The sequence below is a fragment of the Kitasatospora sp. NBC_01300 genome (genome assembly GCF_041435235.1).
GTDB lineage: Bacteria > Actinomycetota > Actinomycetes > Streptomycetales > Streptomycetaceae > Kitasatospora.
In genome coordinates this window covers 4,688,485-4,708,187 of record NZ_CP108408.1, presented here as the reverse complement: position 1 = coordinate 4,708,187, position 19,703 = coordinate 4,688,485, and the positions used below count along the sequence as shown (strand labels likewise).

The 19,703-nt window shown below is 73.6% G+C and carries 20 protein-coding genes; 4 read left to right on the top strand and 16 right to left on the bottom strand.

Going from position 1 to position 19,703, the window contains the following annotated elements:
• The first annotated feature begins 138 nt into the window (after window positions 1-138).
• The gene (locus OG556_RS21025) at window positions 139-1,305 is read left to right on the top strand and encodes an SAM-dependent methyltransferase (RefSeq protein ID WP_371518443.1); all 1,167 of its coding nucleotides are present in this window, start codon (window positions 139-141) and stop codon (window positions 1,303-1,305) included.
• A gap of 25 nt (window positions 1,306-1,330) precedes the next feature.
• On the opposite strand, the gene OG556_RS21020 is transcribed toward OG556_RS21025, so the two are convergent.
• The 5 genes from OG556_RS21020 to tsaB all read right to left on the bottom strand — a co-directional run bounded on the left by OG556_RS21020 (window position 1,331) and on the right by tsaB (window position 4,852).
• Window positions 1,331-2,245: a polysaccharide deacetylase family protein gene (locus tag OG556_RS21020; protein WP_371518442.1), complete on the bottom strand. Its 915-nt coding sequence runs from the start codon at window positions 2,243-2,245 to the stop codon at window positions 1,331-1,333.
• A 91-nt stretch (window positions 2,246-2,336) separates the two neighbouring features.
• A complete protein-coding gene (locus OG556_RS21015; protein ID WP_244293442.1) occupies window positions 2,337-2,582 on the bottom strand; it encodes a hypothetical protein in 246 nt (81 codons plus the stop codon).
• A gap of 11 nt (window positions 2,583-2,593) precedes the next feature.
• The gene (gene tsaD, locus OG556_RS21010; RefSeq protein ID WP_371518441.1) at window positions 2,594-3,700 is read right to left on the bottom strand and encodes a tRNA (adenosine(37)-N6)-threonylcarbamoyltransferase complex transferase subunit TsaD; all 1,107 of its coding nucleotides are present in this window, start codon (window positions 3,698-3,700) and stop codon (window positions 2,594-2,596) included.
• Window positions 3,693-4,172, bottom strand: a complete 480-nt coding sequence (gene rimI / locus OG556_RS21005) for a ribosomal protein S18-alanine N-acetyltransferase (protein WP_371522786.1) — start codon at window positions 4,170-4,172, stop codon at window positions 3,693-3,695. The genes tsaD and rimI overlap by 8 nt, the downstream gene beginning before the upstream one ends.
• Before the next feature lie 23 nt (window positions 4,173-4,195).
• Window positions 4,196-4,852: a tRNA (adenosine(37)-N6)-threonylcarbamoyltransferase complex dimerization subunit type 1 TsaB gene (tsaB, locus tag OG556_RS21000; RefSeq protein WP_371518440.1), complete on the bottom strand. Its 657-nt coding sequence runs from the start codon at window positions 4,850-4,852 to the stop codon at window positions 4,196-4,198.
• A gap of 153 nt (window positions 4,853-5,005) precedes the next feature.
• Here tsaB and OG556_RS20995 point away from each other — a divergent pair, with 153 nt between their 5' ends.
• Window positions 5,006-5,575, top strand: coding sequence for a hypothetical protein (locus OG556_RS20995; protein WP_371522784.1), 570 nt, complete (start codon window positions 5,006-5,008; stop codon window positions 5,573-5,575).
• Between the two features lie 18 nt (window positions 5,576-5,593).
• On the opposite strand, the gene OG556_RS20990 is transcribed toward OG556_RS20995, so the two are convergent.
• The 5 genes from OG556_RS20990 to OG556_RS20970 form a co-directional block, all read right to left on the bottom strand.
• Window positions 5,594-5,788 (bottom strand): hypothetical protein, encoded by a 195-nt coding sequence (locus OG556_RS20990; RefSeq protein WP_063348989.1) that lies wholly within the window; start codon window positions 5,786-5,788, stop codon window positions 5,594-5,596.
• Window positions 5,789-5,905: 117 nt separating this feature from the next.
• On the bottom strand, window positions 5,906-6,403 hold the full coding sequence (gene tsaE / locus OG556_RS20985) for a tRNA (adenosine(37)-N6)-threonylcarbamoyltransferase complex ATPase subunit type 1 TsaE (protein WP_371518439.1): 498 nt from the start codon (window positions 6,401-6,403) through the stop codon (window positions 5,906-5,908).
• A 95-nt stretch (window positions 6,404-6,498) separates the two neighbouring features.
• Window positions 6,499-7,692 carry an alpha/beta fold hydrolase gene (locus OG556_RS20980; protein WP_371518438.1) on the bottom strand — a complete coding sequence of 398 codons (1,194 nt, stop codon included), beginning with the start codon at window positions 7,690-7,692 and terminating at the stop codon, window positions 6,499-6,501.
• Window positions 7,689-8,888, bottom strand: a complete 1,200-nt coding sequence (gene alr, locus OG556_RS20975; protein WP_371518436.1) for an alanine racemase — start codon at window positions 8,886-8,888, stop codon at window positions 7,689-7,691. Before alr ends, OG556_RS20980 begins: the two co-directional genes overlap by 4 nt.
• Before the next feature lie 218 nt (window positions 8,889-9,106).
• Window positions 9,107-10,594, bottom strand: coding sequence for an NAD(P)H-hydrate dehydratase (locus OG556_RS20970; RefSeq protein WP_371518434.1), 1,488 nt, complete (start codon window positions 10,592-10,594; stop codon window positions 9,107-9,109).
• 142 nt (window positions 10,595-10,736) lie between these two features.
• Here OG556_RS20970 and OG556_RS20965 point away from each other — a divergent pair, with 142 nt between their 5' ends.
• A complete protein-coding gene (locus tag OG556_RS20965) occupies window positions 10,737-11,261 on the top strand; it encodes a Uma2 family endonuclease (RefSeq protein ID WP_371518433.1) in 525 nt (174 codons plus the stop codon).
• A gap of 31 nt (window positions 11,262-11,292) precedes the next feature.
• On the opposite strand, the gene glmS is transcribed toward OG556_RS20965, so the two are convergent.
• Entirely contained in the window at window positions 11,293-13,149 is a 1,857-nt protein-coding gene (gene glmS, locus OG556_RS20960) for a glutamine--fructose-6-phosphate transaminase (isomerizing) (protein WP_371518432.1), read from the bottom strand.
• A gap of 99 nt (window positions 13,150-13,248) precedes the next feature.
• Here glmS and coaA point away from each other — a divergent pair, with 99 nt between their 5' ends.
• Window positions 13,249-14,244, top strand: a complete 996-nt coding sequence (gene coaA, locus OG556_RS20955; RefSeq protein ID WP_063348983.1) for a type I pantothenate kinase — start codon at window positions 13,249-13,251, stop codon at window positions 14,242-14,244.
• A gap of 61 nt (window positions 14,245-14,305) precedes the next feature.
• Here coaA and glmM read toward each other — a convergent pair whose 3' ends face one another.
• From glmM to truA, 5 genes are all read right to left on the bottom strand, one after another.
• On the bottom strand, window positions 14,306-15,670 hold the full coding sequence (glmM, locus tag OG556_RS20950; protein WP_371518430.1) for a phosphoglucosamine mutase: 1,365 nt from the start codon (window positions 15,668-15,670) through the stop codon (window positions 14,306-14,308).
• A gap of 166 nt (window positions 15,671-15,836) precedes the next feature.
• Complete coding sequence (rpsI, locus tag OG556_RS20945) at window positions 15,837-16,367, bottom strand: 30S ribosomal protein S9 (RefSeq protein WP_107452914.1); 531 nt, start codon at window positions 16,365-16,367, stop codon at window positions 15,837-15,839.
• 33 nt (window positions 16,368-16,400) lie between these two features.
• Window positions 16,401-16,844, bottom strand: a complete 444-nt coding sequence (gene rplM / locus OG556_RS20940; protein ID WP_030055846.1) for a 50S ribosomal protein L13 — start codon at window positions 16,842-16,844, stop codon at window positions 16,401-16,403.
• 234 nt (window positions 16,845-17,078) lie between these two features.
• On the bottom strand, window positions 17,079-18,737 hold the full coding sequence (locus tag OG556_RS20935) for an ABC-F family ATP-binding cassette domain-containing protein (protein WP_371518428.1): 1,659 nt from the start codon (window positions 18,735-18,737) through the stop codon (window positions 17,079-17,081).
• 41 nt (window positions 18,738-18,778) lie between these two features.
• Window positions 18,779-19,690 (bottom strand): tRNA pseudouridine(38-40) synthase TruA, encoded by a 912-nt coding sequence (truA, locus tag OG556_RS20930; protein ID WP_371518426.1) that lies wholly within the window; start codon window positions 19,688-19,690, stop codon window positions 18,779-18,781.
• Window positions 19,691-19,703: the final 13 nt, after the last annotated feature.

Below are 19,703 nucleotides of genomic sequence, written 5' to 3'. Positions count from 1 at the left end.
GCGTCCCGAACCGCGGGCGCGCAGCCGTACTCCTGTGCGACCACCCCGCCCCGGGCGGGCTCCCGCCGCGGGCCGCGACCCCGCCCACCGCGCCGGCCGTCGGAGCCGGTGGGGCCGCCAACCCGCCAGAATGGCCCCGTGGACACCGAGAACCTCCAGCCCCTGCTGACCCCCGAGGGCCAGGCCCTGCTCGCCGAACTGCGCGAGTTCACGCCCGAGGAGGAGCTGGCGCTGGCCACCAGGCTGCGGCGGGAGCACCCGGCCGAGCTGGTGTCGGCGGCCTTCGGGCAGGCCCGGCTGCGGCAGCGGGCGCGGGCGAAGTTCGGGGCGGACGCCGACCTGATGTACTTCACGCCCAACGGCGTCGAGCAGTCCACCCGGCGCAGCGTGGCCGAGTGGCGGGCGCGCCGCTTCGCCGAACTGGGCGTCCGCCGGCTGGCCGACCTGTGCTGCGGCATCGGCGGGGACGTGCTGGCGCTGGCCAGGGCCGGGATCGAGGTGCTGGCCGTCGACAAGGACCCGGCGGCCTGCGCCGCCACCGCCGCCAACGCGGCCGCGCTGGGCCTGTCCGACCTGGTCCGGGTGCGCTGCGCGGACGTCGCCGAGGTGGACGTCACCGGCTACGACGCGGTGTTCACCGACCCGGCGCGGCGGACGGCGCGCGGCCGGGTGTTCGACCCGGAGGCGTACGCCCCGCCGCTCTCCTGGGCGATCGAGGCCGGCCGCCGGACCCCGATCGGCGCGCTGAAGGTCGCCCCGGGCATCCCGCACGAGGCCGTCCCGGCCGACGCCGAGGCGGAGTGGGTCTCCGACCACGGCGACGTGAAGGAGGCGGTGCTCTGGTTCGGCACCGGGGCCGCCCGCCCGCACCGCGCCACCCTGCTGCCGCAGGCCGCCAGCCTCACCGGCGGCGACCTGCCCGACCCGCCGGCCGGCCCGGTCGGGCGCTACCTGTACGAGCCGGACGGCGCGGTGATCCGGGCCCACCTGGTGGCCGAGGTGGCCGAGCAGGTGGGCGGCCGGCTGATCGACCCGAAGATCGCCTACCTGACCTCGGACCGGCTGGTGGCCACCCCGTACGCGCACGCCTTCGAGCTCACCGACGTGCTGCCGTTCCACATCAAGCGGCTGAAGGCGCTGCTGCGCGAGCGCGGGGTCGGCACGGTGGTGATCAAGAAGCGCGGGATGGCGATCACCCCGGAGGAGCTGCGCCGCCAGCTCAAGCCCTCCGGGCCGAACGCCGTCACGGTGATCCTCAGCCGCACCGACAACGGGCCGCTGATGATGCTCGGCCGGCCCGCCTGAGGCGGCCGCGGGGCGGGCGCCCGGACTACGAGGCGGGCGCCTGGATGTAGTCCTCCAGCCGGGCCACCGAGAAGCCCTGCTCCTGGATCCGGGCCAGCAGGTCGCCGAACATCTGGGTCATCGTGGCGCCCTTGAGCTCCTTCGGGCCGCGGAAGTGCGCCAGGATGATGTCTCCGGACTTCAGCTTCTTGTCCGCCGCCTGGTACTGCATGTCGTGGATCTGCATCGACTCGCGCCAGAGCACCATCGCGCGCGGGCCGCACTGCTGGACCGAGTTGTTCAGCGTCGGGGTGTTGGCGCCGTCCCCGAACGGCGGGCGGAACAGCAGCGGGGCGGTGCCGTACTGCTGGGTGAGCGCGGACTGCGCGTCGCAGATCTCGGACTTCTGCTTCTCCGCCGGGATCTTGCTCATCACCGGGTGGTCCACGGTGTGGTTCTGGATGTGGTTGCCGAGCGCCTGGAGCGGCTTGAAGTAGCCGTAGTCGTTCTTGACGATGTCCCGGGTCAGGAACATCGAGATCGGCACCTTGAGCTCGGTCAGCATCTCGACGAACTTCGGGTCCTTCTCGGCGCCGTCGTCGATGGTGATGAAGACGACCTTGTCGCTCGTCTTCACCTCGCTGAACACCGGCACGGGGCCGGTCCGTTCGAGCTTGATGGGCTTGTCCGCGGGCGGCGCGGGGGCCGGTGCCAGCGGCTTGAGGTTCCACTTCGCCCAGGCCGCCGGGTCCCCGCCGGCCGGGGCCGCGGTGGTGGGCGTGCCGGCCGGGCTGGTCGGCACGGCGCCGCCCCCGGCGGGCTGGGGCGTGGTCGCCGAGCTTCCGCCGGCCGCCGCCGGGGCGGCGCCGCCCCCGTTGTCGCCGCATCCGGTGGCCAGGGCCAGCAGGGCCAGCGCCCCCACCGCGTACGTCCTGGTCCTGCTCCGACCGTCCCTGTTCACCGCAGCGCGCTCCCGGTTCCCGTCCAGCTTCTTCTCAGCTATGCACGGTAGCGGTCGGGGCGGCGGTTCCCGGACAGTGCCCATTCGACGCCTATTCGACGTGCTCGCTGGTGAAGGACCAGCGGTGCACCGGGCGGCCGAGCAGGTCGGCCGGCGGGTCGGCGACCGGCACCGGCTCGCCGGTCCACCAGGTGATCAGCAGCACCCGTTCGCCGGGCGCGCCGAGCAGCTCGGTGCGGACCAGCCCGGCCGAGCCGCGCACCGCCGGCAGCGCCACCTCCCGTACCCAGGAGGCGAGTTCGGCCCCGCGGCCGGTCGCGGCGCGGGCCTCCCACATCGCGGCGACGGTCACTCGGCGCCGCCGGTGAGGGCCTGGTACGCCTGGCCGTGGACGTCGCCGTGCCGGACGTCCGCGCCCGGCACGTGCGCCTCGGTCACCGGCAGCGAGGAGTCGGCGGACAGGTCGAGCGCGGACGGCGTGCGGTCGCGCCACACCATCTCGGAGCCCAGCGCGGCCACCATCGCGCCGTTGTCGGTGCACAGGCCCGGCCGGGGCACCCGCAGCCGGATGCCGGCCCGGTCGCAGCGCTGCTGGGCCATCTCGCGCAGCCGCGAGTTGGCGGCCACCCCGCCGCCGATCATCAGGTGGTCGACGCCGTTGTCCCGGCACGCCTTGACGGCCTTGCGGGTGAGCACGTCGGTGACGGCCTCCTGGAAGGACGCCGCCACGTCGGCGATCGGCACCTCCTCGCCGGCCCGGCGCTTGGCCTCCACCCAGCGGGCGACGGCGGTCTTCAGGCCGGAGAAGGAGAAGTCGTACGCGGGGTCGTTGCGGCCGCTCAGGCCGCGCGGGAAGGCGATCGCCTTGGGGTCGCCCTCGCGGGCGGTGCGGTCGACCACCGGGCCGCCGGGGAAGCCCAGGCCGAGCACCCGGGCGACCTTGTCGAAGGCCTCGCCGGCCGCGTCGTCGATGGTCGCGCCGAGCGGGCGGACGTCGCTGGTGATGTCCTCGCTGAGCAGCAGCGAGGAGTGCCCGCCGGAGACCAGCAGCGCCATCGTCGGCGACGGCAGCCGGCCGTGCTCCAGCTGGTCGACGCAGATGTGCGAGGCGAGGTGGTTGACCCCGTACAGCGGCTTGTCCAGCGCCCAGGCGTACGCCTTGGCGGCGCTGACACCGACCAGCAGCGCGCCGGCCAGGCCGGGGCCCGCGGTGACCGCGATGCCGTCCAGGTCGCTCGCCTTGACGCCGGCGGTGTCCAGGGCGCGCTGGATGGTCGGGACCATCGCCTCCAGGTGGGCGCGGCTGGCGATCTCCGGGACGACGCCGCCGAAGCGGGCGTGGTCGTTGACGCTGGAGGCGACCGCGTCGGCCAGCAGCGTGGTGCCGCGCACGATGCCGACGCCGGTCTCGTCGCAGGAGGTCTCGATGCCGAGGACGAGCGGTTCGTCAGCCATGGCGGGTGTCCTTAAGGTCCTTCGGGTCAGTGCTGGGGTGGTCGAGGCGCATCACCAGCGCGTCGACGTTGGCGGGCTGGTAGTAGCCGCGCCGGATGCCCACCGGTCGGAAGCCGAAGCGCTCGTACAGCTGCTGGGCGCGCGGGTTGTCCACCCGCACCTCCAGCAGCAGTTCGGCGCAGCCGCGGCGGGCGGCCTCCCGGATCAGGTCGGTGAGCAGCGCCGCGCCGAGGCCGGCGCCCTGGTGGCGCTGGTCGACGGCGATGGTCTGGACGTCGCCCTCGCCGGCGATCGCCATCAGTCCGGCGTAGCCGACGACGGCGCCGTCCGCGTTGGTGGCGACGGTGTAGTGGCGGGTGCCGCCGGGGTGGGTCTCGGCCAGCTCGGACCAGTACATCCCGGTGGACCAGGCGTCCTCGGGGAAGAGTCGCAGCTCCAGCTCCATCACCGGCGCGATGTCCCACCAGCGCATCGGGCGCAGGGTGGTGCCGTGTTTCACGCCGGGAGCACCGCCTTGTAGCCGGCCGGCACCTGGGCGTCCGGACGGCGCAGGTACAGCGGGACGTTCGGCAGCAGCTCCCGGCCGGCCTTCAGCTCGGCGGCGGCGAAGCCGGCCAGGGCGCCGGCCGACACGTGCTCGGGGCCGTGCGCGCCGGGGAAGGTCTCGGGGTAGAGCAGCGCGCCGGCGCCGACCGACCGCGGGCGCGGGGCCAGCTCGGCGGGGCGGTCCACGCCGGGGCCCTCGGTGCGGCGGCCGTCGGCGTCGTAGGAGGCCCAGTAGACCTCCTTGCGGCGCGCGTCCGTGGCCACCGTGAACGGCTGCCCGGCCAGGCCCTCGGCGCGGGCCTGGTGGGCGATCGCGTCCAGGGTGCAGACGCCGTGCACCGGCAGCCCGAGGGCGTGGCCGAGCGCGGCGGCGGTCACCAGGCCGACCCGCAGGCCGGTGTACGGGCCCGGACCGACGCCCACCGCGATGCCGGTGAGCCGGTGCTTGTCGACGCCGGCCGCCCGCAGGACCTGGTCGATCGCGGGCAGGAGCAGTTCGCCGTGGCGCCGGGCGTCGACCTGGTGGGTCTCGGCGAGGACGGCCGTGCCGTCGTGGACGGCGGCGGTGACGGCGGGGGTAGCGGTGTCGAACGCGAGCAGCAGCACGGGTCAAGGTTAGACCGACGTTGGTCCGACCGGCTGATCGACCGGGTGTGCCACCCGGGAACACACATCCGGGGCGCCGCGCCCCGGCTGGACGGACCTGGCACGATGGGGCGGTACGTAAAGGGACGGCGGCGGGAGCGGCACGTGGCGAAGATGGGTCCTGGTGTGGTGGTCACGGGGCTGACCCTGGGGGCCCTGGCGGTGGTGAGCCTGCTGGCCTTCCAGGCCAACGGCGCCCAGGACCGGGCGGCCGGCGCCAAGCCGACCGCCAGCACCGCGACGTCCAGCGGGCCGGCCGCCTCCGCGACGCCGAGCGCCTCGGCCACCCCGACGGCCCCGCCGCTGCCGACCGTCTCGGGCAGCGGCACCCGGGTGGTCTACTCGATCAGCAGCCACTACGTCTGGCTGGTCGACCCGAAGAAGAACCCGCAGGTCACACCCGGTTTCCCGGTCACCCCTGGCTCGGTCGAGCCGGCTCCGGGCAGCTACTCGGTCTACAGCCGCACCCCGACGACCACCGGGACGGACGGCAAGCAGATCGAGCACGTGGTGCGCTTCGCGCAGCAGAACGGCGTGGTGTTCGGCTTCAGCGCCGCCGTGGACGGCGCGACCCCGACCGCCGAGCCGAACGCCAAGACCGGCGGCATCCGCAGCGGCCGCCCGGACGGCCAGCTGCTCTGGGACTTCGCGCCGAACGGCACCAAGGTGGTCGTGGTCGCTTGAGCCCGGCCCGGGCGCGTGTCAGGCCGCGCGGGGTGTGCCCGTCTCCGGTTCCTCGGCCCGCCGGGGCTCCGGCTCGGGCGGGGTGGACACCGCCTCGGCGGCCGCACAGGCGGCCAGCAGCGCCCGCATCGGCGCCCCCTGGACGCGGCGGGCGGACTCTCCGGCCCCGGCGCCGTGCCCGGCGCGCTTCGGGGCGGGGGTGGTGCTCGACATGGCGCCTCCCTAGTTAGGCAGACCTAACCGCAGCACCCATCCCACCACGCCGGGCACCACGCCCGCAACACTTCCCGACAGCCTGTCGGCAAAACGGCGCACACCCGGGTTCGGGCCTCAGCCGAGCGCCTCCAGCGCGACGCCCGTCCAGCGCGGACCGAGGCCGGTCAGCACCACCCGGCGCGGGTCCAGGTCGCCCTCGTCGGCGGTGTCGCCGAGGGCGCGCTCGATCCGCACCTCCAGCCGGTCCTCGGACAGCCGCTCGACCTTGCCCTCGCCCCACTCGACCACGACCACCGACTCCGGCAGCGAGACGTCCAGGTCGAGGTCCTCCATCTCGTCCAGGTCCCCGCCGAGCCGGTACGCGTCCACGTGCACCAGCGCCGGGCCGCCGACCAGCGACGGATGCACCCGGGCGATCACGAAGGTCGGCGAGGTCACCGCCCCACGGACCCCCAGCCCCTCCCCCAGGCCCCTGGTCAGCGTGGTCTTCCCCGCTCCCAGTTCGCCGGAGAGCAGCACCAGGTCCCCGGGCCGCAGCAGCGCGGCCAGCTCCCGGCCGAGCCGGCCCATCCGCTCCGGGGTGGGGACGGTGAGAGTGGCGTGCGAGCCCATGCGCGTGTCTTGCCCTTCGGTCCGTACCGGCGTGCCGACCGCCGGCCGCCACCGCTACCGTGCCACATCGCCGGCCCGGCGTGCGCCGGAAGGGGTCAGGGGCCGTCCAGGACCGCCGGGGGCGGCCCGGCGGCGGCGAAGTCGGCGGCCCGGCGCAGCAGCGCCACCAGCTCGTGGTCGACCAGCTCCGGACGCTCCAGCATCACCAGGTGCCCGGCGCCCTCCACCAGCACCAGCTCCGCGCCGGGCAGCCGCTCGGCCATCGCCTCGCTGTGCGCCGACGGCGTCAGCAGGTCCTTCGTACCGGCCAGCACCAGCGCCGGCAGGCCCCTCAGCGCGGCGAGCGCCCCGTACTTCTCGTGCGTGCCGAACACCGGGTAGAACTCGGCGACCACGTCGATCGGGGTGGCGTCCAGCAGCTGCTCGGCGAACCGCACCACGCCCGGGTCGACGTCCCGCCCGCCGAAGGAGAACCTCCGGTAGAAGACGGCGGCGACGTCCGCGCCCAGCCGCCGGCTCGCCTCCACCAGCTCGACCTGTCGGCCCAGCAGCCGCATCATCCCGGGCGCGACCTTCTTGAACAGCTTCGCGCCGGCCGACGGCAGCCCGAGGCTGACCTCGTTCCAGTCCCCCGCCAGCGTGCCGATCAGCGCCACCCCGGCGACCCTCTCCCGGAACAGCTCCGGGTACTGGTCGGCCAGCGCCATCACCGTCATGCCGCCCATCGAGTGGCCCACCAGCACCAGCGGCCCGGTCGGCGCGACGGCGTCGATCACCGCCTTGAGGTCGCCGCCCAGCTGGTCGATGCTGGCCGGCTCGCCGGCCAGGTAGGAGCGGGAGCGCTCGGAGCGGCCGTGGCTGCGCTGGTCCCAGAAGACCAGCCGCAGTCCCTCGCGCAGCGCGGCCCGCTGGAAGTGCCAGCTGTCCTGGTTGAGGCAGTAGCCGTGGCAGAACACCACGGTCAGCGGCTCGGGGCCGGAGGTTTCGCCGTCCGGCTCGGGGCCGGTGCCGTCCAGCTCGACGTACAGCTCGGTGCCGTCCGGCGCGGCCACCGTCCGCGGGCGCCCGCGCAGCGAGCCGTACGGGGCCTCGGCGTCCAGCTCGGCCCGGGCCCTGCGGCGGGTCGCCCGACCGACGGTCAGCCGCTCTATCGCCACCCCGGCGGCCGCCCCGGCCGCCAGCACGCCGACCGAGATCCCGATCACACCGGCCCGGCTCACCCCGGAGGCCGCGCCGGCCGCCTTGGCCACCGCCGCGACCGGGCCGCTCTCGGCCGGTCCCTCCGTCATGCGCCCGCGCCCTCGGTGCGGCTGCCGCCAAGGTAGCGGCGCGGGACCCGGGCGCCGATCCGGGTCACGATCTCGTACGAGATGGTGCCGCAGGCCCGGCCCCAGTCCTCGGCGGTCGGCTCGCCCTGCTCGCCGTTGCCGAACAGCAGCACCTCGTCGCCGATCGCGGGGGTGTCCCCGCCCAGGTCCACGACGAACTGGTCCATCGCCACCCGGCCGGCGATCGTGCGCCACTTGCCGCCGATCTGCACCGGGCCGGTGCCGCTGGCGTGCCGCGGGATGCCGTCGCCGTAGCCGACCGGGACCAGGCCCAGCGTGGTCGGGCCCGGCGTCACGTAGTGGTGGCCGTAGCTGACCCCGTGCCCGCCCGGAACGTGCTTGACCAGTGCCAGCCGCGCGGTCAGCGCCATCACCGGGCGCAGCCCGAAGTCGGCCGGCGACCCGACCTCCGGCACCGGCGACAGCCCGTACGCGGCCAGGCCGGTGCGGACCAGGTCGAAGTGCGACTGCGGGAGCAGCAGGGTGGCCGGCGAGTTCGCCAGGTGCCGCACCTCCGGGCGCAGCCCGGCGGCCTCGGCCCGGGCCAGCGCCACGTGGAAGGAGTCCAGCTGGGCCTGGATCGACGGGTGGCCCGGCTCGTCGGCGGCGGCGAAGTGCGACCAGACGCCGACCACGGTCAGCAGCCCCTCCGCCTCGGCGCGGCGGGCGGCGGCCACCAGGTGCGGCCAGTCGTGCGGCTGGCAGCCGTTGCGGCCCAGACCGGTGTCCGCCTTCAGGTGCACCCGGGCCGGGATGCCGGTCTCCCGGACGGCCGGCAGCAGCTCGTCCAGCGCCCACTGGCCGCTCACCGAGATGTCGATGCCCGCGCGCAGCGCCTCCCGCCACGGCCCGCCCGGCGTCCACAGCCAGCACAGGACGCGGGCCTGCTCCGGGCGGATGCCCGCGGCCCGCAGTGCCAGCGCCTCCTCGGGCGTCGCGCAGCCGAGCCAGCCGATCCCGTTCGCGACCGCCTCGCGGGCGCACTCGACGGCGCCGTGGCCGTAGGCGTCCGCCTTGACCGCGAGCATCACCGCCGAGCTGCCGACGCGCTCGCGCAGCGCGGCGAGGTTGCCGCGCAGGGCGGCCAGATCGATGGTCGCCTCGGCCCTTACGCCGTCGGTCAGGGTGGCCGTGCCGGTCGTGTTCGCAGTTGTCATCAGGGTCAGTCTCCCAGACATCCCGGAGTCCTCGCCGAACGGCCCGTCCGTGCGGCGGCCGGTGCCGGGGCCCCCGGCACCGCGCCGACCTGCGGCGCACCGCTCGTCACCCTGTTCCGGACGCCCACGGAGGACCGATCGGTTCCGCATCGCCCGTCCCGCCCGCCCCGGGCCTACGTCTCCCGCACCGCCCGTCCGTCCTCGACCGACGCCCCCGGCTACGCCTCCCGCACCGCCTCCCTCACGGCCCGCCACACCGCGGGCAGCGCCTGCGCCACCGCCGGCGCCGTCACCGGCGCGCCCGGGTCGCCCGCCGCGTGGCGGCCGGCCAGGCCGTGCAGGTAGGCGCCCACCGACGCGGCGTCCAGCGGCGACAGGCCGGCCGCCAGCAGGGAGCCCGCCAGGCCCGCCAGGACGTCGCCGCTGCCGGCCGTGGCCAGCCAGGACGTACCGGTCGGGTTGACCCGGACGGCGCCGCCCGGGTCGGCGATCACCGTGGTGGAGCCCTTGAGCAGGACCGTCGCCCGGTAGGCGGCCGCCAGCCGGCGGGCGGTGGCCAGCCGGGCGGCGGCCAGCGAGTCGGCGGGCGGCGGCGCGGTGCCGTCGGCGCCCGCGAGCAGCCGGGCGGCCTCGCCGGTGTGCGGGGTGAGCAGGGTGGGGGCCGTCCGGCCGGCCAGCGCGTCCGGGCCGAGCCGGGCCAGCTCGGTCAGCCCGTCCGCGTCCACCAGGACCGGGACGTCGCTCGACAACGCCTCGGCCAGCGCCTGCCGCGCCCCCTCGCCGCCGCCCGGCCCGACCACCCAGGCCTGCACCCGCCCGGCCCCGGCCGGGCCGCCCTCGGTGACCAGCACCTCCGGGAAGCGCCGCACCACCTCCTCGGCCGCCGTGCCGACGTACCGGACGGCGCCCGCGCCGCCGTGCAGCGCCCCGGCGACCGCCAGCAGCGCCGCGCCCGGGTACGTCGCCGAACCGGCCGCCACGCCGACCACGCCCCGCCGGTACTTGTCGCTCTCGGCGCCCGGCAGCGGCAGCAGCGCCGCCACATCCGCGTGCTGCAGGGCCGTCACCTCCGGCGCGGGCGGCTCCAGTCCGATCCCGACCAGCTGGACGGCGCCCGCGTAGGAGGCGCCCGGGTCCACCAGCAGGCCCGGCTTGTACGTGCCGAAGCAGACCGTGACGTCCGCGCGCAGCGCCTCGCCCGGCACCTCGCCGGTGTCGGCGTCGACCCCGCTGGGCAGGTCCACGGCCACCACGACCCCGCGCCGCCCGGCCCGCGCGTACGGCCGGGCCCCGTCCCGCAGCCCGCCCCGGCCGCCGATGCCGACGATGCCGTCCAGCACCAGGTCGGCGCGCGAGAAGTCGGCCAGGCCGACTTCCTGATCCAGCACCACCCGCCCGCCGGAAGCCCGCAGCGCGGCCAGCCCGCCCGCGTGCGCGCGCTCCGGCGCGAGCAGCACCGCCGTCACCCGCGCGCCCCGCCGGGCCAGCGCCGCCCCGGCGTACAGGGCGTCACCCCCGTTGTCCCCGCTGCCGGCCAGCACCACCACCCGACTGCCGTACACCCGCCCCCGACGCCCCGCCAGCAGCCGGGCACAGGTCGCCGCCAGCCCGGCGGCCGCCCGCTGCATCAGCGTCCCCTCCGGCAGCCGCGCCATCAGCGCGGCCTCGGCGGCCCGGACGACTTCCACCCGATGGGCATGACGCATGCGAGGGCTCCTTCAGCAGTCGACGTACCGCCGACGCTAGCCCGCGTCACCGCCCCACGGCAGGCCGAGCTGCGGGACACTTTCGAGTGACAACCACTTCGATCCCCCACCGGTGGCGGTCCACGCGCATAGCGTGCCGCCCGTGGAGATTCTTCAGGTGTTCCTGGAACTGAAAACGCCGCAGGGTTTCAGGAGCGAACTCATTGAACTCGATGAAGAGATCGTGCTGACGCCGCCGCCGGACGACGGCCACGAAGCCGCGTTCTCGCTGCTCAGCCGGCACTTCACGGACAAGGCCGCGATCGATCTGGACCTGTCGGGGGACAAGGGACTGACGACACCCCACGGGCGCTTCATTCCCGACGGCACAGTGAGCCCAGTCGGCCATTTCAAGGACGCCGAGCCCTGGTCCTCAGCAGAAGGGGTCCTTCTCGTCTTCGAAATCACCGGGACCGACCCACGCAGGGACCGCGAGCCGAAGCGCCTGGGCTACGCCGCCGCAGATGTCCCGTGCTACCTGCTGGTCGACCGCAGCGAGAAGTGGGTCACTCTCTTCACCTCGCCCGAGAACGGCGATTACTCCGTTCTCACCAAGGTCGAGTTCGGCGGGAGCATCGACCTGCCCGCCCCCTTCTCCTTCACGCTCGACACGGCGCCCCTGCGGTAGGGCACAGCCACCGCAGGGGCACCACGCCGTACTACTCGACGGTGACCGACTTGGCCAGGTTGCGAGGCTGGTCGACCTCGTGGCCCTTGGCCGTCGCCAGCTCGCACGCGAAGACCTGGAGCGGCACGGTGGAGACCAGCGGCTGGAGCAGGGTCGGGGTGACCGGGATGCGGATCAGGTGGTCCGCGTACGGGACGACCGCCTCGTCGCCCTCCTCCGCGATCACGATGGTGCGGGCGCCACGGGCCCGGATCTCCTGGATGTTGGAGACGATCTTGTCGTGCAGGATCGACCGCCCGCGCGGCGAGGGGACGACCACGACGACCGGCAGCCCCTCCTCGATCAGCGCGATCGGGCCGTGCTTGAGCTCGCCCGCCGCGAAGCCCTCGGCGTGCATGTACGCCAGCTCCTTGAGCTTGAGCGCGCCCTCCAGGGCCACCGGGAAGCCGACGTGACGGCCGAGGAACAGCACCGAGCGCGCGTCGGCGAGCGAGCGGGCCAGCTCGCGCACCGGCTCCATGGTCTCCAGGACCTGCTCGACCTGCTTGGGCGCGTCGCCGAGCTCCTTGATGACGGCGAAGATCTCGTCGCCCCACTTGGTGCCGCGCACCTGGCCCAGGTAGAGGGCGACCAGGTAGCAGGCGACCAGCTGGGTCAGGAACGCCTTGGTGGAGGCGACGGCGACCTCGGGGCCGGCGTGGGTGTACAGCACCGCGTCCGACTCGCGCGGGATGGTGGAGCCGTTGGTGTTGCAGATCGCCAGCACCTTGGCGCCCTGCTCCCGGGCGTGTCGCAGGGCCATCAGGGTGTCCATGGTCTCGCCGGACTGGGAGATGGCGATGACCAGCGTGCCCGGGCCCATGATCGGGTCGCGGTAGCGGAACTCGGAGGCGACCTCGACCTCGCAGGGGATGCGGGTCCAGTGCTCGATCGCGTACTTGGCGATCATGCCGGCGTGGAAGGCGGTGCCGCAGGCGACGATGACGACCTTGTCGACCGAACGCAGGTCCGCGTCGGAGATCCGCAGCTCGTCGAGGATGAGCCGGCCGTCGGTGCCGATCCGGCCGAGGAGGGTGTCGGCGACGGCCTTCGGCTGCTCGGCGATCTCCTTGAGCATGAAGTAGTCGTAGCCGCCCTTCTCGGCGGCCGAGGCGTCCCAGTCGACGTGGTACTCGCGCACGTCGGCCGGGGTGCCGTCGAAGTTGGTCACCGTGACGGCGTCCCGGCGCAGCTCGACGACCTGGTCCTGACCCAGCTCGATGGCCTCGCGGGTGTGCGCGATGAACGCGGAGACGTCGGAGGCGAGGAAGTTCTCGCCCTCGCCGCGCCCGACCACCAGCGGCGAGTTGCGGCGGGCGCCGACGACGACGTCCGGCGCGTCGGCGTGCACGGCGACGAGGGTGAAGGCGCCGTCGAGGCGGCGGCAGACCACTCGCATGGCCTCCGCGAGGTCGCCGTCGTAGGCCTCGCCGAGGAGGTGCGCGACGACCTCGGTGTCGGTCTCGGAGCGGAGGGTGTGGCCGCGCTCGGCGATCTCGGCCCGCAGCTGGGCGAAGTTCTCGATGATGCCGTTGTGCACCACGGCCACCCGGAGGTGGTCGTCCAGGTGGGGGTGGGCGTTGGCGTCCGTCGGGCCGCCGTGGGTGGCCCAGCGGGTGTGGCCGATGCCGGTGGTGCCGCCGGGCAGAGGGGTCTCGGCGAGCGACTTCTCCAGGTTGGCGAGCTTGCCGGCCCGCTTGTCGGTGACCAGACTCCACTGCCCGTCGGAGTCCTGCGCCTGCACCGCGACACCGGCCGAGTCGTAGCCCCGGTACTCCAGTCGCTGCAGGCCTGCGATTACTACGTCGAGGGCGGACTGCGCGCCCACGTATCCAACAATTCCGCACATGCGTGCCAGCATAAGGGCGGTTCTGAGGCCCTTTTCCCGATTCCCGCGAACACTGCGTGACCGACACCACAACCACGGTGAACGCCGCCACGGCTCACAATGGAGCATGTGCTGACCGAACTCTGTACGCGGGGCGCCGCCACGCCCGGCCCGTCGCCGTCCCCCTACGTGGACCTCAGTCGGGCCGAGTGGAGCGCACTGCGCGAGCGTACGCCGCTGCCGCTGACCGCCGAGGAGGTGGAACGGCTACGCGGCCTCGGTACCGCCCTCGACCTGGACGAGGTCCGCGATGTCTACCTGCCGCTGTCCCGGCTGCTGAACCTGTACATCCACGCCACGCACGAGCTGCGCGGCACGCTGGGCACCTTCCTGGACACGCCGGACACCGAGCGCACCCGCACCCCGTTCATCATCGGGGTGGCCGGCTCGGTCGCGGTCGGCAAGTCGACGACGGCCCGCCTGCTCCAGGCCCTGCTCGCCCGCTGGCCCGAGCACCCGCGGGTCGAGCTGGTGACCACGGACGGCTTCCTGCTGCCCAACGCCGAGCTGCGCCGCCGCGGCCTGATGGCCCGCAAGGGCTTCCCGGAGTCGTACGACCGCCGGGCGCTGATGCGCTTCGTCGCGGACGTGAAGGCGGGCAAGGAGCGGGTCACCGCGCCGGTGTACTCGCACCTGGTGTACGACATCGTGCAGGGCGAGCGGCTCACCGTGGAGCGCCCGGACATCCTGATCGTCGAGGGCCTGAACGTGCTCCAGCCGGCCCTGCCCGGCAGCGACGGGCGCACCCGTCTGGCGGTGGCCGACTACTTCGACTTCTCGATCTACGTCGACGCCCGCACCGACGACATCGAGCACTGGTACCTGGACCGCTTCCGCAAGCTCCGGCAGACGGCCTTCCAGGACCCGAACTCCTACTTCCGCCGCTTCACCGAGGTGCCGGAGGAGGAGGCGATGGAGTACGGCCGGCAGGTCTGGCGCACCATCAACAAGCCGAACCTGCTGGAGAACGTGCTGCCGACCCGCGGCCGGGCCACCCTGATCCTCCAGAAGGGGGCGGACCACAAGGTCCGCCGGGCGCTGCTGCGCAAGCTCTGACGCCGGTATGACGGAAGGGGCCCCGCCGGCGGCGGGGCCCCTTCCGTCATACCGGGCCCGTTCAGCCCAGGTGCGTCCGCACGGCTTCGGCGAGCCGCTGCGCGACGGACTCGGCCTGCACCGGGTCGGCGGCCTCGACCATGACCCGGACCAGCGGCTCGGTGCCGGACGGGCGCAGCAGCACCCGGCCGGTGGAGCCCAGTTCGGCCTCGGCCTCGGAGACGGCGGCGGCCAGCTCGACGCTGGTGTTCACCCGGCTCTTGTCGACGCCCTTGACGTTGATCAGCTGCTGCGGCAGACGGGTCATCACGGCGGCCAGGTCGGCCAGCGGCTGCTTGGTGGCGGCCAGTCGGGCGCCCAGCATGAGGCCGGTCAGGGTGCCGTCGCCGGTGGTGGCGTGGTCGAGCAGGATGACGTGGCCGGACTGCTCGCCGCCCAGCGCGAAGCCGTGCTCCTTCATCGCCTCCAGCACGTAGCGGTCGCCGACGGCGGTCTCCACCAGGTCGACGCCTTCGCGCTCCATCGCCAGCTTGAAGCCGAGGTTGGACATCACGGTGGCCACCGCGGTGTTGCGGCGCAGGGTGCCGGCGTCCTTCATGGCGACGGCCAGGATGGCGATGATCTGGTCGCCGTCCACCTCGTTGCCGTCCGCGTCGGCGGCCAGGCAGCGGTCGGCGTCGCCGTCGAGGGCGATGCCGAGGTCGGCGCGGTACTCCGTCATGGCGGCCTGCAGCCGGTCCAGGTGGGTGGAGCCGACGCCGTCGTTGATGTTGAGGCCGGTGGGCTCCGCCCCCAGGGTGTGGACGACCTCGGCGCCGGCCCGGGCGAAGGCCTCGGGGGCGACGTAGGCGGCCGCGCCGTGGGCGCCGTCGATGACGACCTTGATGCCGTCGAGGCGGTTGGGCAGCACGCCGATCAGGTGGGCGACGTACTTGTCGAAGCCCTCGGTGTACTCGCGCACCCGGCCGACGGCGGCGCCGGTCGGGCGGTTCCAGTCCTCGCTGCCGAGCGAGTGCTTGCGGTAGTGGGTCTCGATCGCGTCCTCGATGCGGTCGTCCAGCTTGTGGCCGCCGCGGGCGAGGAACTTGATGCCGTTGTCGGGCATCGCGTTGTGGCTGGCGGAGAGCATCACGCCGAAGTCGGCGCCGAGCGCGCCGGTGAGATACGCCACAGCCGGGGTCGGCAGCACGCCGACCCGGAGCACGTCGACGCCGGCGCTCGCCAGGCCGGCGATGACGGCGGCCTCCAGGAACTCGCCCGAGGCGCGCGGGTCCCGGCCGACCACCGCGACCGGCCGGTGGCCCTCGAAGGCGCCGGCCTCGCCGAGCACATGGGCCGCCGCGACCGACAGCCCGAGCGCGAGCTCGGCCGTCAGGCCCTCGTTGGCCACCCCGCGCACGCCGTCCGTACCGAAGAGTCGTCCCACTGTCCCGTCCTCCATCACCACTGCTCGGAACCCAACCGATGGCACCCGGCCGCCGCACGATAGCCGGGGAACACGTCGCCCCGGAGTACACGTGGTACTCCGGGGCGACGGTTCGCGCAACCAGGGGGTGCGCCGCCAGGGCGGACCGCACCCCCCAGGGACGCGATTAGCGCTTGCTGTACTGCGGCGCCTTGCGGGCCTTCTTGAGACCGGCCTTCTTGCGCTCGACGGCGCGGGCGTCACGGGTCAGGAAGCCGGCCTTCTTCAGCGCGCCGCGGTTGTTGTCCACGTCGGCCTCGTTCAGGGCACGGGCCACGCCGAGGCGCAGCGCGTAGGCCTGGCCGGAGACGCCGCCACCGGAGATGCGGGCGACGACGTCGTAACGGCCGTCAAGCTCGAGGAGCTTGAAGGGCTCGTTCACGGTCTGCTGGTGCACCTTGTTGGGGAAGTAGTTCTCCAGGGTGCGACCGTTGATCTTCCACTGGCCGGTGCCGGGGACGATGCGCACGCGGGCGATCGCCTCCTTGCGACGGCCGAGGCCGGCGCCCGGGATGGCCTCGCCGAAGCGGCCGGCCAGCGACTCGGAGGTGTACTCGCCCTCGGAGGTGTACTCGCCCTCGACAGCCTCAACGGCCTCGTCGAAGTCGACCTCAAGGGTCTCGGTGGTTTCAGTGGTCTCGGCCACGGTGTTCCTCAGCTCTTTTCAGTGTTGGGGGGCTTGGTGGCCGAATTACTGCGCGACCTGGGTGATCTCGAACGGCACCGGCTGCTGGGCAGCGTGCGGGTGCTGGTCGCCCGAGTAGACCTTCAGCTTCGAGAGCATCTGGCGGCCCAGGCTGTTCTTGGGGATCATGCCCTTGATGGCCTTCTCGACGGCCTTCTCCGGGTTGTTCGCCAGCAGGTCGTCGTAGCGCACCGACCGCAGACCGCCCGGGAAGCCAGAGTGGCGGTAGGCCAGCTTCTGGGTCTTCTTGTTACCGGACAGGTGCACCTTGTCGGCGTTGATGATGATGACGAAGTCACCAGTGTCAACGTGCGGCGCGTAGATCGCCTTGTGCTTACCCCGGAGGAGGTTGGCGGCCTGGGAAGCCAGGCGGCCGAGCACGACGTCGGTCGCGTCGATGACGTGCCACTGACGCTGGACGTCGCCGGGCTTGGGGCTGTACGTACGCACGGTCGTAGCCTTCGCTTTTCAGTGAGTGAGTCCTGACAGGAGCACCTGGGACGGAAGAGCAGCCTGGTCAACCTTGGACGCAATTCAAGGGGGACCGCTGGTCGTCGAACCTGATGTCTCCGGCGTACCGACCTCTCACGTGAGATAGAGCGAGCCAATACGCACATCAAGCGTCCAGGTTACCGGGCGCACGGGTGGGGGTCAAAAATCGGCTTCCCCCACCCCCGCCGTCACTCAGCGTTCGCGCTCCACCCGGCTGACGTCCCAGACCGGCTCGGGCGACTCGTAGACCCGGCCGTCGGCGCCGAACACCAGGTAGCGGTCGAAGGTCCTGGCGAACCAGCGGTCGTGGGTGACGCACAGCACGGTGCCGTCGAAGGCCTCCAGCCCGGCCTGCAACGCCTCGGCGCTGTCCAGGTCCAGGTTGTCGGTCGGCTCGTCGAGCAACAGGGCCGTCACGCCGGAGAGTTCGAGCTTGAGGATCATCAGCCGGGCCTGCTGCCCGCCGGACAGCGACTCGAACTTCTGCTCCTCCTGGCGGTCCAGCTCGTAGCGGCGCAGCGCGCCCATCGCGGCGCTGCGGCTGAGCGCGTGCTCCTCCTCGACGATCGAGCGCACCGTCCGGCCGAACAGCTCCGGGTGGGCGTGGGTCTGCCGGAAGTGGCCGGGGACGACCCGGGCGCCGAGCTTCCAGGTGCCGGTGTGCGCGACGCTCTCGTCGCCCGCCAGCAGCCGCAGGAAGTGCGACTTGCCGGAGCCGTTGGAGCCGAGTACGGCGACCCGCTCGCCGTAGAAGACCTCCAGGTCGAAGGGCTTCATCAGACCGGTGAGCTCCAGCTGCTCCACGGTGAAGGAGCGCACGCCGGTGCGCCCGCCCTTGAGCCGCATGGTGATGCTCTGCTCGCGCGGGGGCTCCTCCGGGCGGCCGGCCTCCTCGAACTTCTTCAGCCGGGTCTGGGCGGCGGCGTAGCGGGTGGCGAGCGCGTGGCTGACGGAGGCCGCCTGACGCAGGGTGACGACCAGCTTCTTGAGCTTGGCGTGTTCCTCGTCCCAGCGCCGGCCCAGCTCCTCGAAGCGCGCGAAGCGGTCCTTGCGGGCCTCGTGGAAGCTGTCGAACCCGCCGCCGTGCACCCAGACGCTGCTCCCGGCCGCGCCGGGCTCGACGGCGATGATCTTGTCGGCGGCCTCGGAGAGCAGCTCGCGGTCGTGCGAGATGAACAGGACGGTCTTGGAGGTGGCCTTGAGGGCCTCCTCCAGCCAGCGCTTGCCCGGGACGTCCAGGTAGTTGTCGGGCTCGTCGAGCAGCAGCACCTCTTCGGGGCCGCGCAGCAGCGCCTCCAGGACGAGCCGCTTCTGCTCGCCGCCCGAGAGGGTGTTCAGGCCGCGCCACTGGGCCTTGTCGAAGGGCATCCCGAGGGCCGCCATGGTGCAGACGTCCCAGTCGGTCTCGTAGTCGTACCCGCCGACGTCGGCCCAGTCGGAGAGCGCCTGGGCGTAGGCCATCTGGGTCTTCTCGTCGTCCTGGGCGATCATCGCCAGCTCGGCGGCGTCCACCGCGCGGGCGGCGACGGCGATCCGCTCGGGGGCGACGGACACCAGCAGGTCGCGGACGGAGGCGTCCGGCGCCAGCGCGCCCGGGGTGGCCCGCTCGTCCTCGCGGCCGGTGGTGCCGACGAACTGGCGCATCACGCCGAGCCCGCCGCTGATCGTCACCGTGCCGCCGTGCGGCTGGAGGTCCCCCGCGATCATCCTCAGCAGGGTGGTCTTGCCGGCCCCGTTGGCGCCGACCAGGGCGACCGCGGCGCCCTCGCCGACCCGGAAGGACGCGTCGTCGAACAGCACCCGCCCGTCCGGCAGGTAGTACTCAAGGTGCGAAATCTCGACGTGTCCCATGCGGACGATTGTCCCAAGCCGACGCGCCCGGCCCAAACGGATTACCCGACGGGCGGCTGACCGGGCAGTGTGCGCAGCCGCCTGGCCTGGCGGTTGCGCTCGGCGAGCTGGTCGTCCGCCGGGTAGCCGACTTCCTCGAGAGTGAGCCCGTACGGCCGGATCACGTTGACGGCCGAGTTGCGGACCCCGCCGGCCAGCACCTCGCCGGGGAACTCCACCGGCCGGTGCCCGTCACCGACCAGCAGCATCGCCCCGACCAGCGCCCGGACCATGTTGTGGCAGAACGCGTCGGCGCGGACGGTGGCGACCGCCAGCGAGCCTTCCTGGGCGGCGTAGGAGTCCACCGGGACGCGGTCCCAGTGCAGTTCCAGCAGGGTGCGGATGGTGGTGGCGCCCTCGCGCTTCTTGCAGTACGCGGCGAAGTCGTGCTCGCCGAGCAGCAGCTTCGCGGCCTCGTTCATCCGGTCGACGTCCAGCGGGCGGTCGTGCCAGAGCACGTGCCCGCGCAGCAGCGGGTCGACCCCGCCGGGGTGGTCGGCGACCCGGTAGGCGTAGCGGCGCCAGATCGCCGAGAAGCGGGCGTCGAACCCGGCCGGCGCCTCGCCGACCCGGTAGATCCGGATGTCCCCGGGCAGCCGGCCGGCCAGCCGGCGCAGCAGCTTCTCGCGGTGCGCCTCCCACAGCTCGGCCGGCAGGTCGACGTGCGCGACCTGGCCGCGGGCGTGCACCCCGGCGTCGGTGCGCCCGGCCACGGTCAGCGGGAACAGCTCGGGGCTGCGGGTGACGATCTGCAGCGCGCTCTCGATCTCCTCCTGGACCGTCCGGCGGCCGCCGCGCTGGCGGGCCCAGCCGGAGAACTCGGCGCCCTGGTAGGCGAGATCGAGCCGGACCCGGACGCGCCCGTCGGCCGGGCCGTCCTTCACCGGCGGCTGCTCGGCGCAATCGTTGACCACAATCCACTCCAGA

What these genes read in the sequence shown, in the direction of transcription:
- OG556_RS21015 (WP_244293442.1), bottom strand. Translation starts at nt 2,582, where the DNA reads ATGTGGGAGGCCCGCGCCGCGACCGGCCGCGGGGCCGAACTCGCCTCC.
- tsaD (WP_371518441.1), bottom strand. Translation starts at nt 3,700, where the DNA reads ATGGCTGACGAACCGCTCGTCCTCGGCATCGAGACCTCCTGCGACGAG.
- rimI (WP_371522786.1), bottom strand. Translation starts at nt 4,172, where the DNA reads ATGCGCTGGTGGGACATCGCGCCGGTGATGGAGCTGGAGCTGCGACTC.
- OG556_RS20995 (WP_371522784.1), top strand. Translation starts at nt 5,006, where the DNA reads ATGGGTCCTGGTGTGGTGGTCACGGGGCTGACCCTGGGGGCCCTGGCG.
- OG556_RS20990 (WP_063348989.1), bottom strand. Translation starts at nt 5,788, where the DNA reads ATGTCGAGCACCACCCCCGCCCCGAAGCGCGCCGGGCACGGCGCCGGG.
- tsaE (WP_371518439.1), bottom strand. Translation starts at nt 6,403, where the DNA reads ATGGGCTCGCACGCCACTCTCACCGTCCCCACCCCGGAGCGGATGGGC.
- OG556_RS20980 (WP_371518438.1), bottom strand. Translation starts at nt 7,692, where the DNA reads ATGACGGAGGGACCGGCCGAGAGCGGCCCGGTCGCGGCGGTGGCCAAG.
- alr (WP_371518436.1), bottom strand. Translation starts at nt 8,888, where the DNA reads ATGACAACTGCGAACACGACCGGCACGGCCACCCTGACCGACGGCGTA.
- OG556_RS20970 (WP_371518434.1), bottom strand. Translation starts at nt 10,594, where the DNA reads ATGCGTCATGCCCATCGGGTGGAAGTCGTCCGGGCCGCCGAGGCCGCG.
- glmS (WP_371518432.1), bottom strand. Translation starts at nt 13,149, where the DNA reads ATGTGCGGAATTGTTGGATACGTGGGCGCGCAGTCCGCCCTCGACGTA.
- coaA (WP_063348983.1), top strand. Translation starts at nt 13,249, where the DNA reads ATGGAGCATGTGCTGACCGAACTCTGTACGCGGGGCGCCGCCACGCCC.
- OG556_RS20935 (WP_371518428.1), bottom strand. Translation starts at nt 18,737, where the DNA reads ATGGGACACGTCGAGATTTCGCACCTTGAGTACTACCTGCCGGACGGG.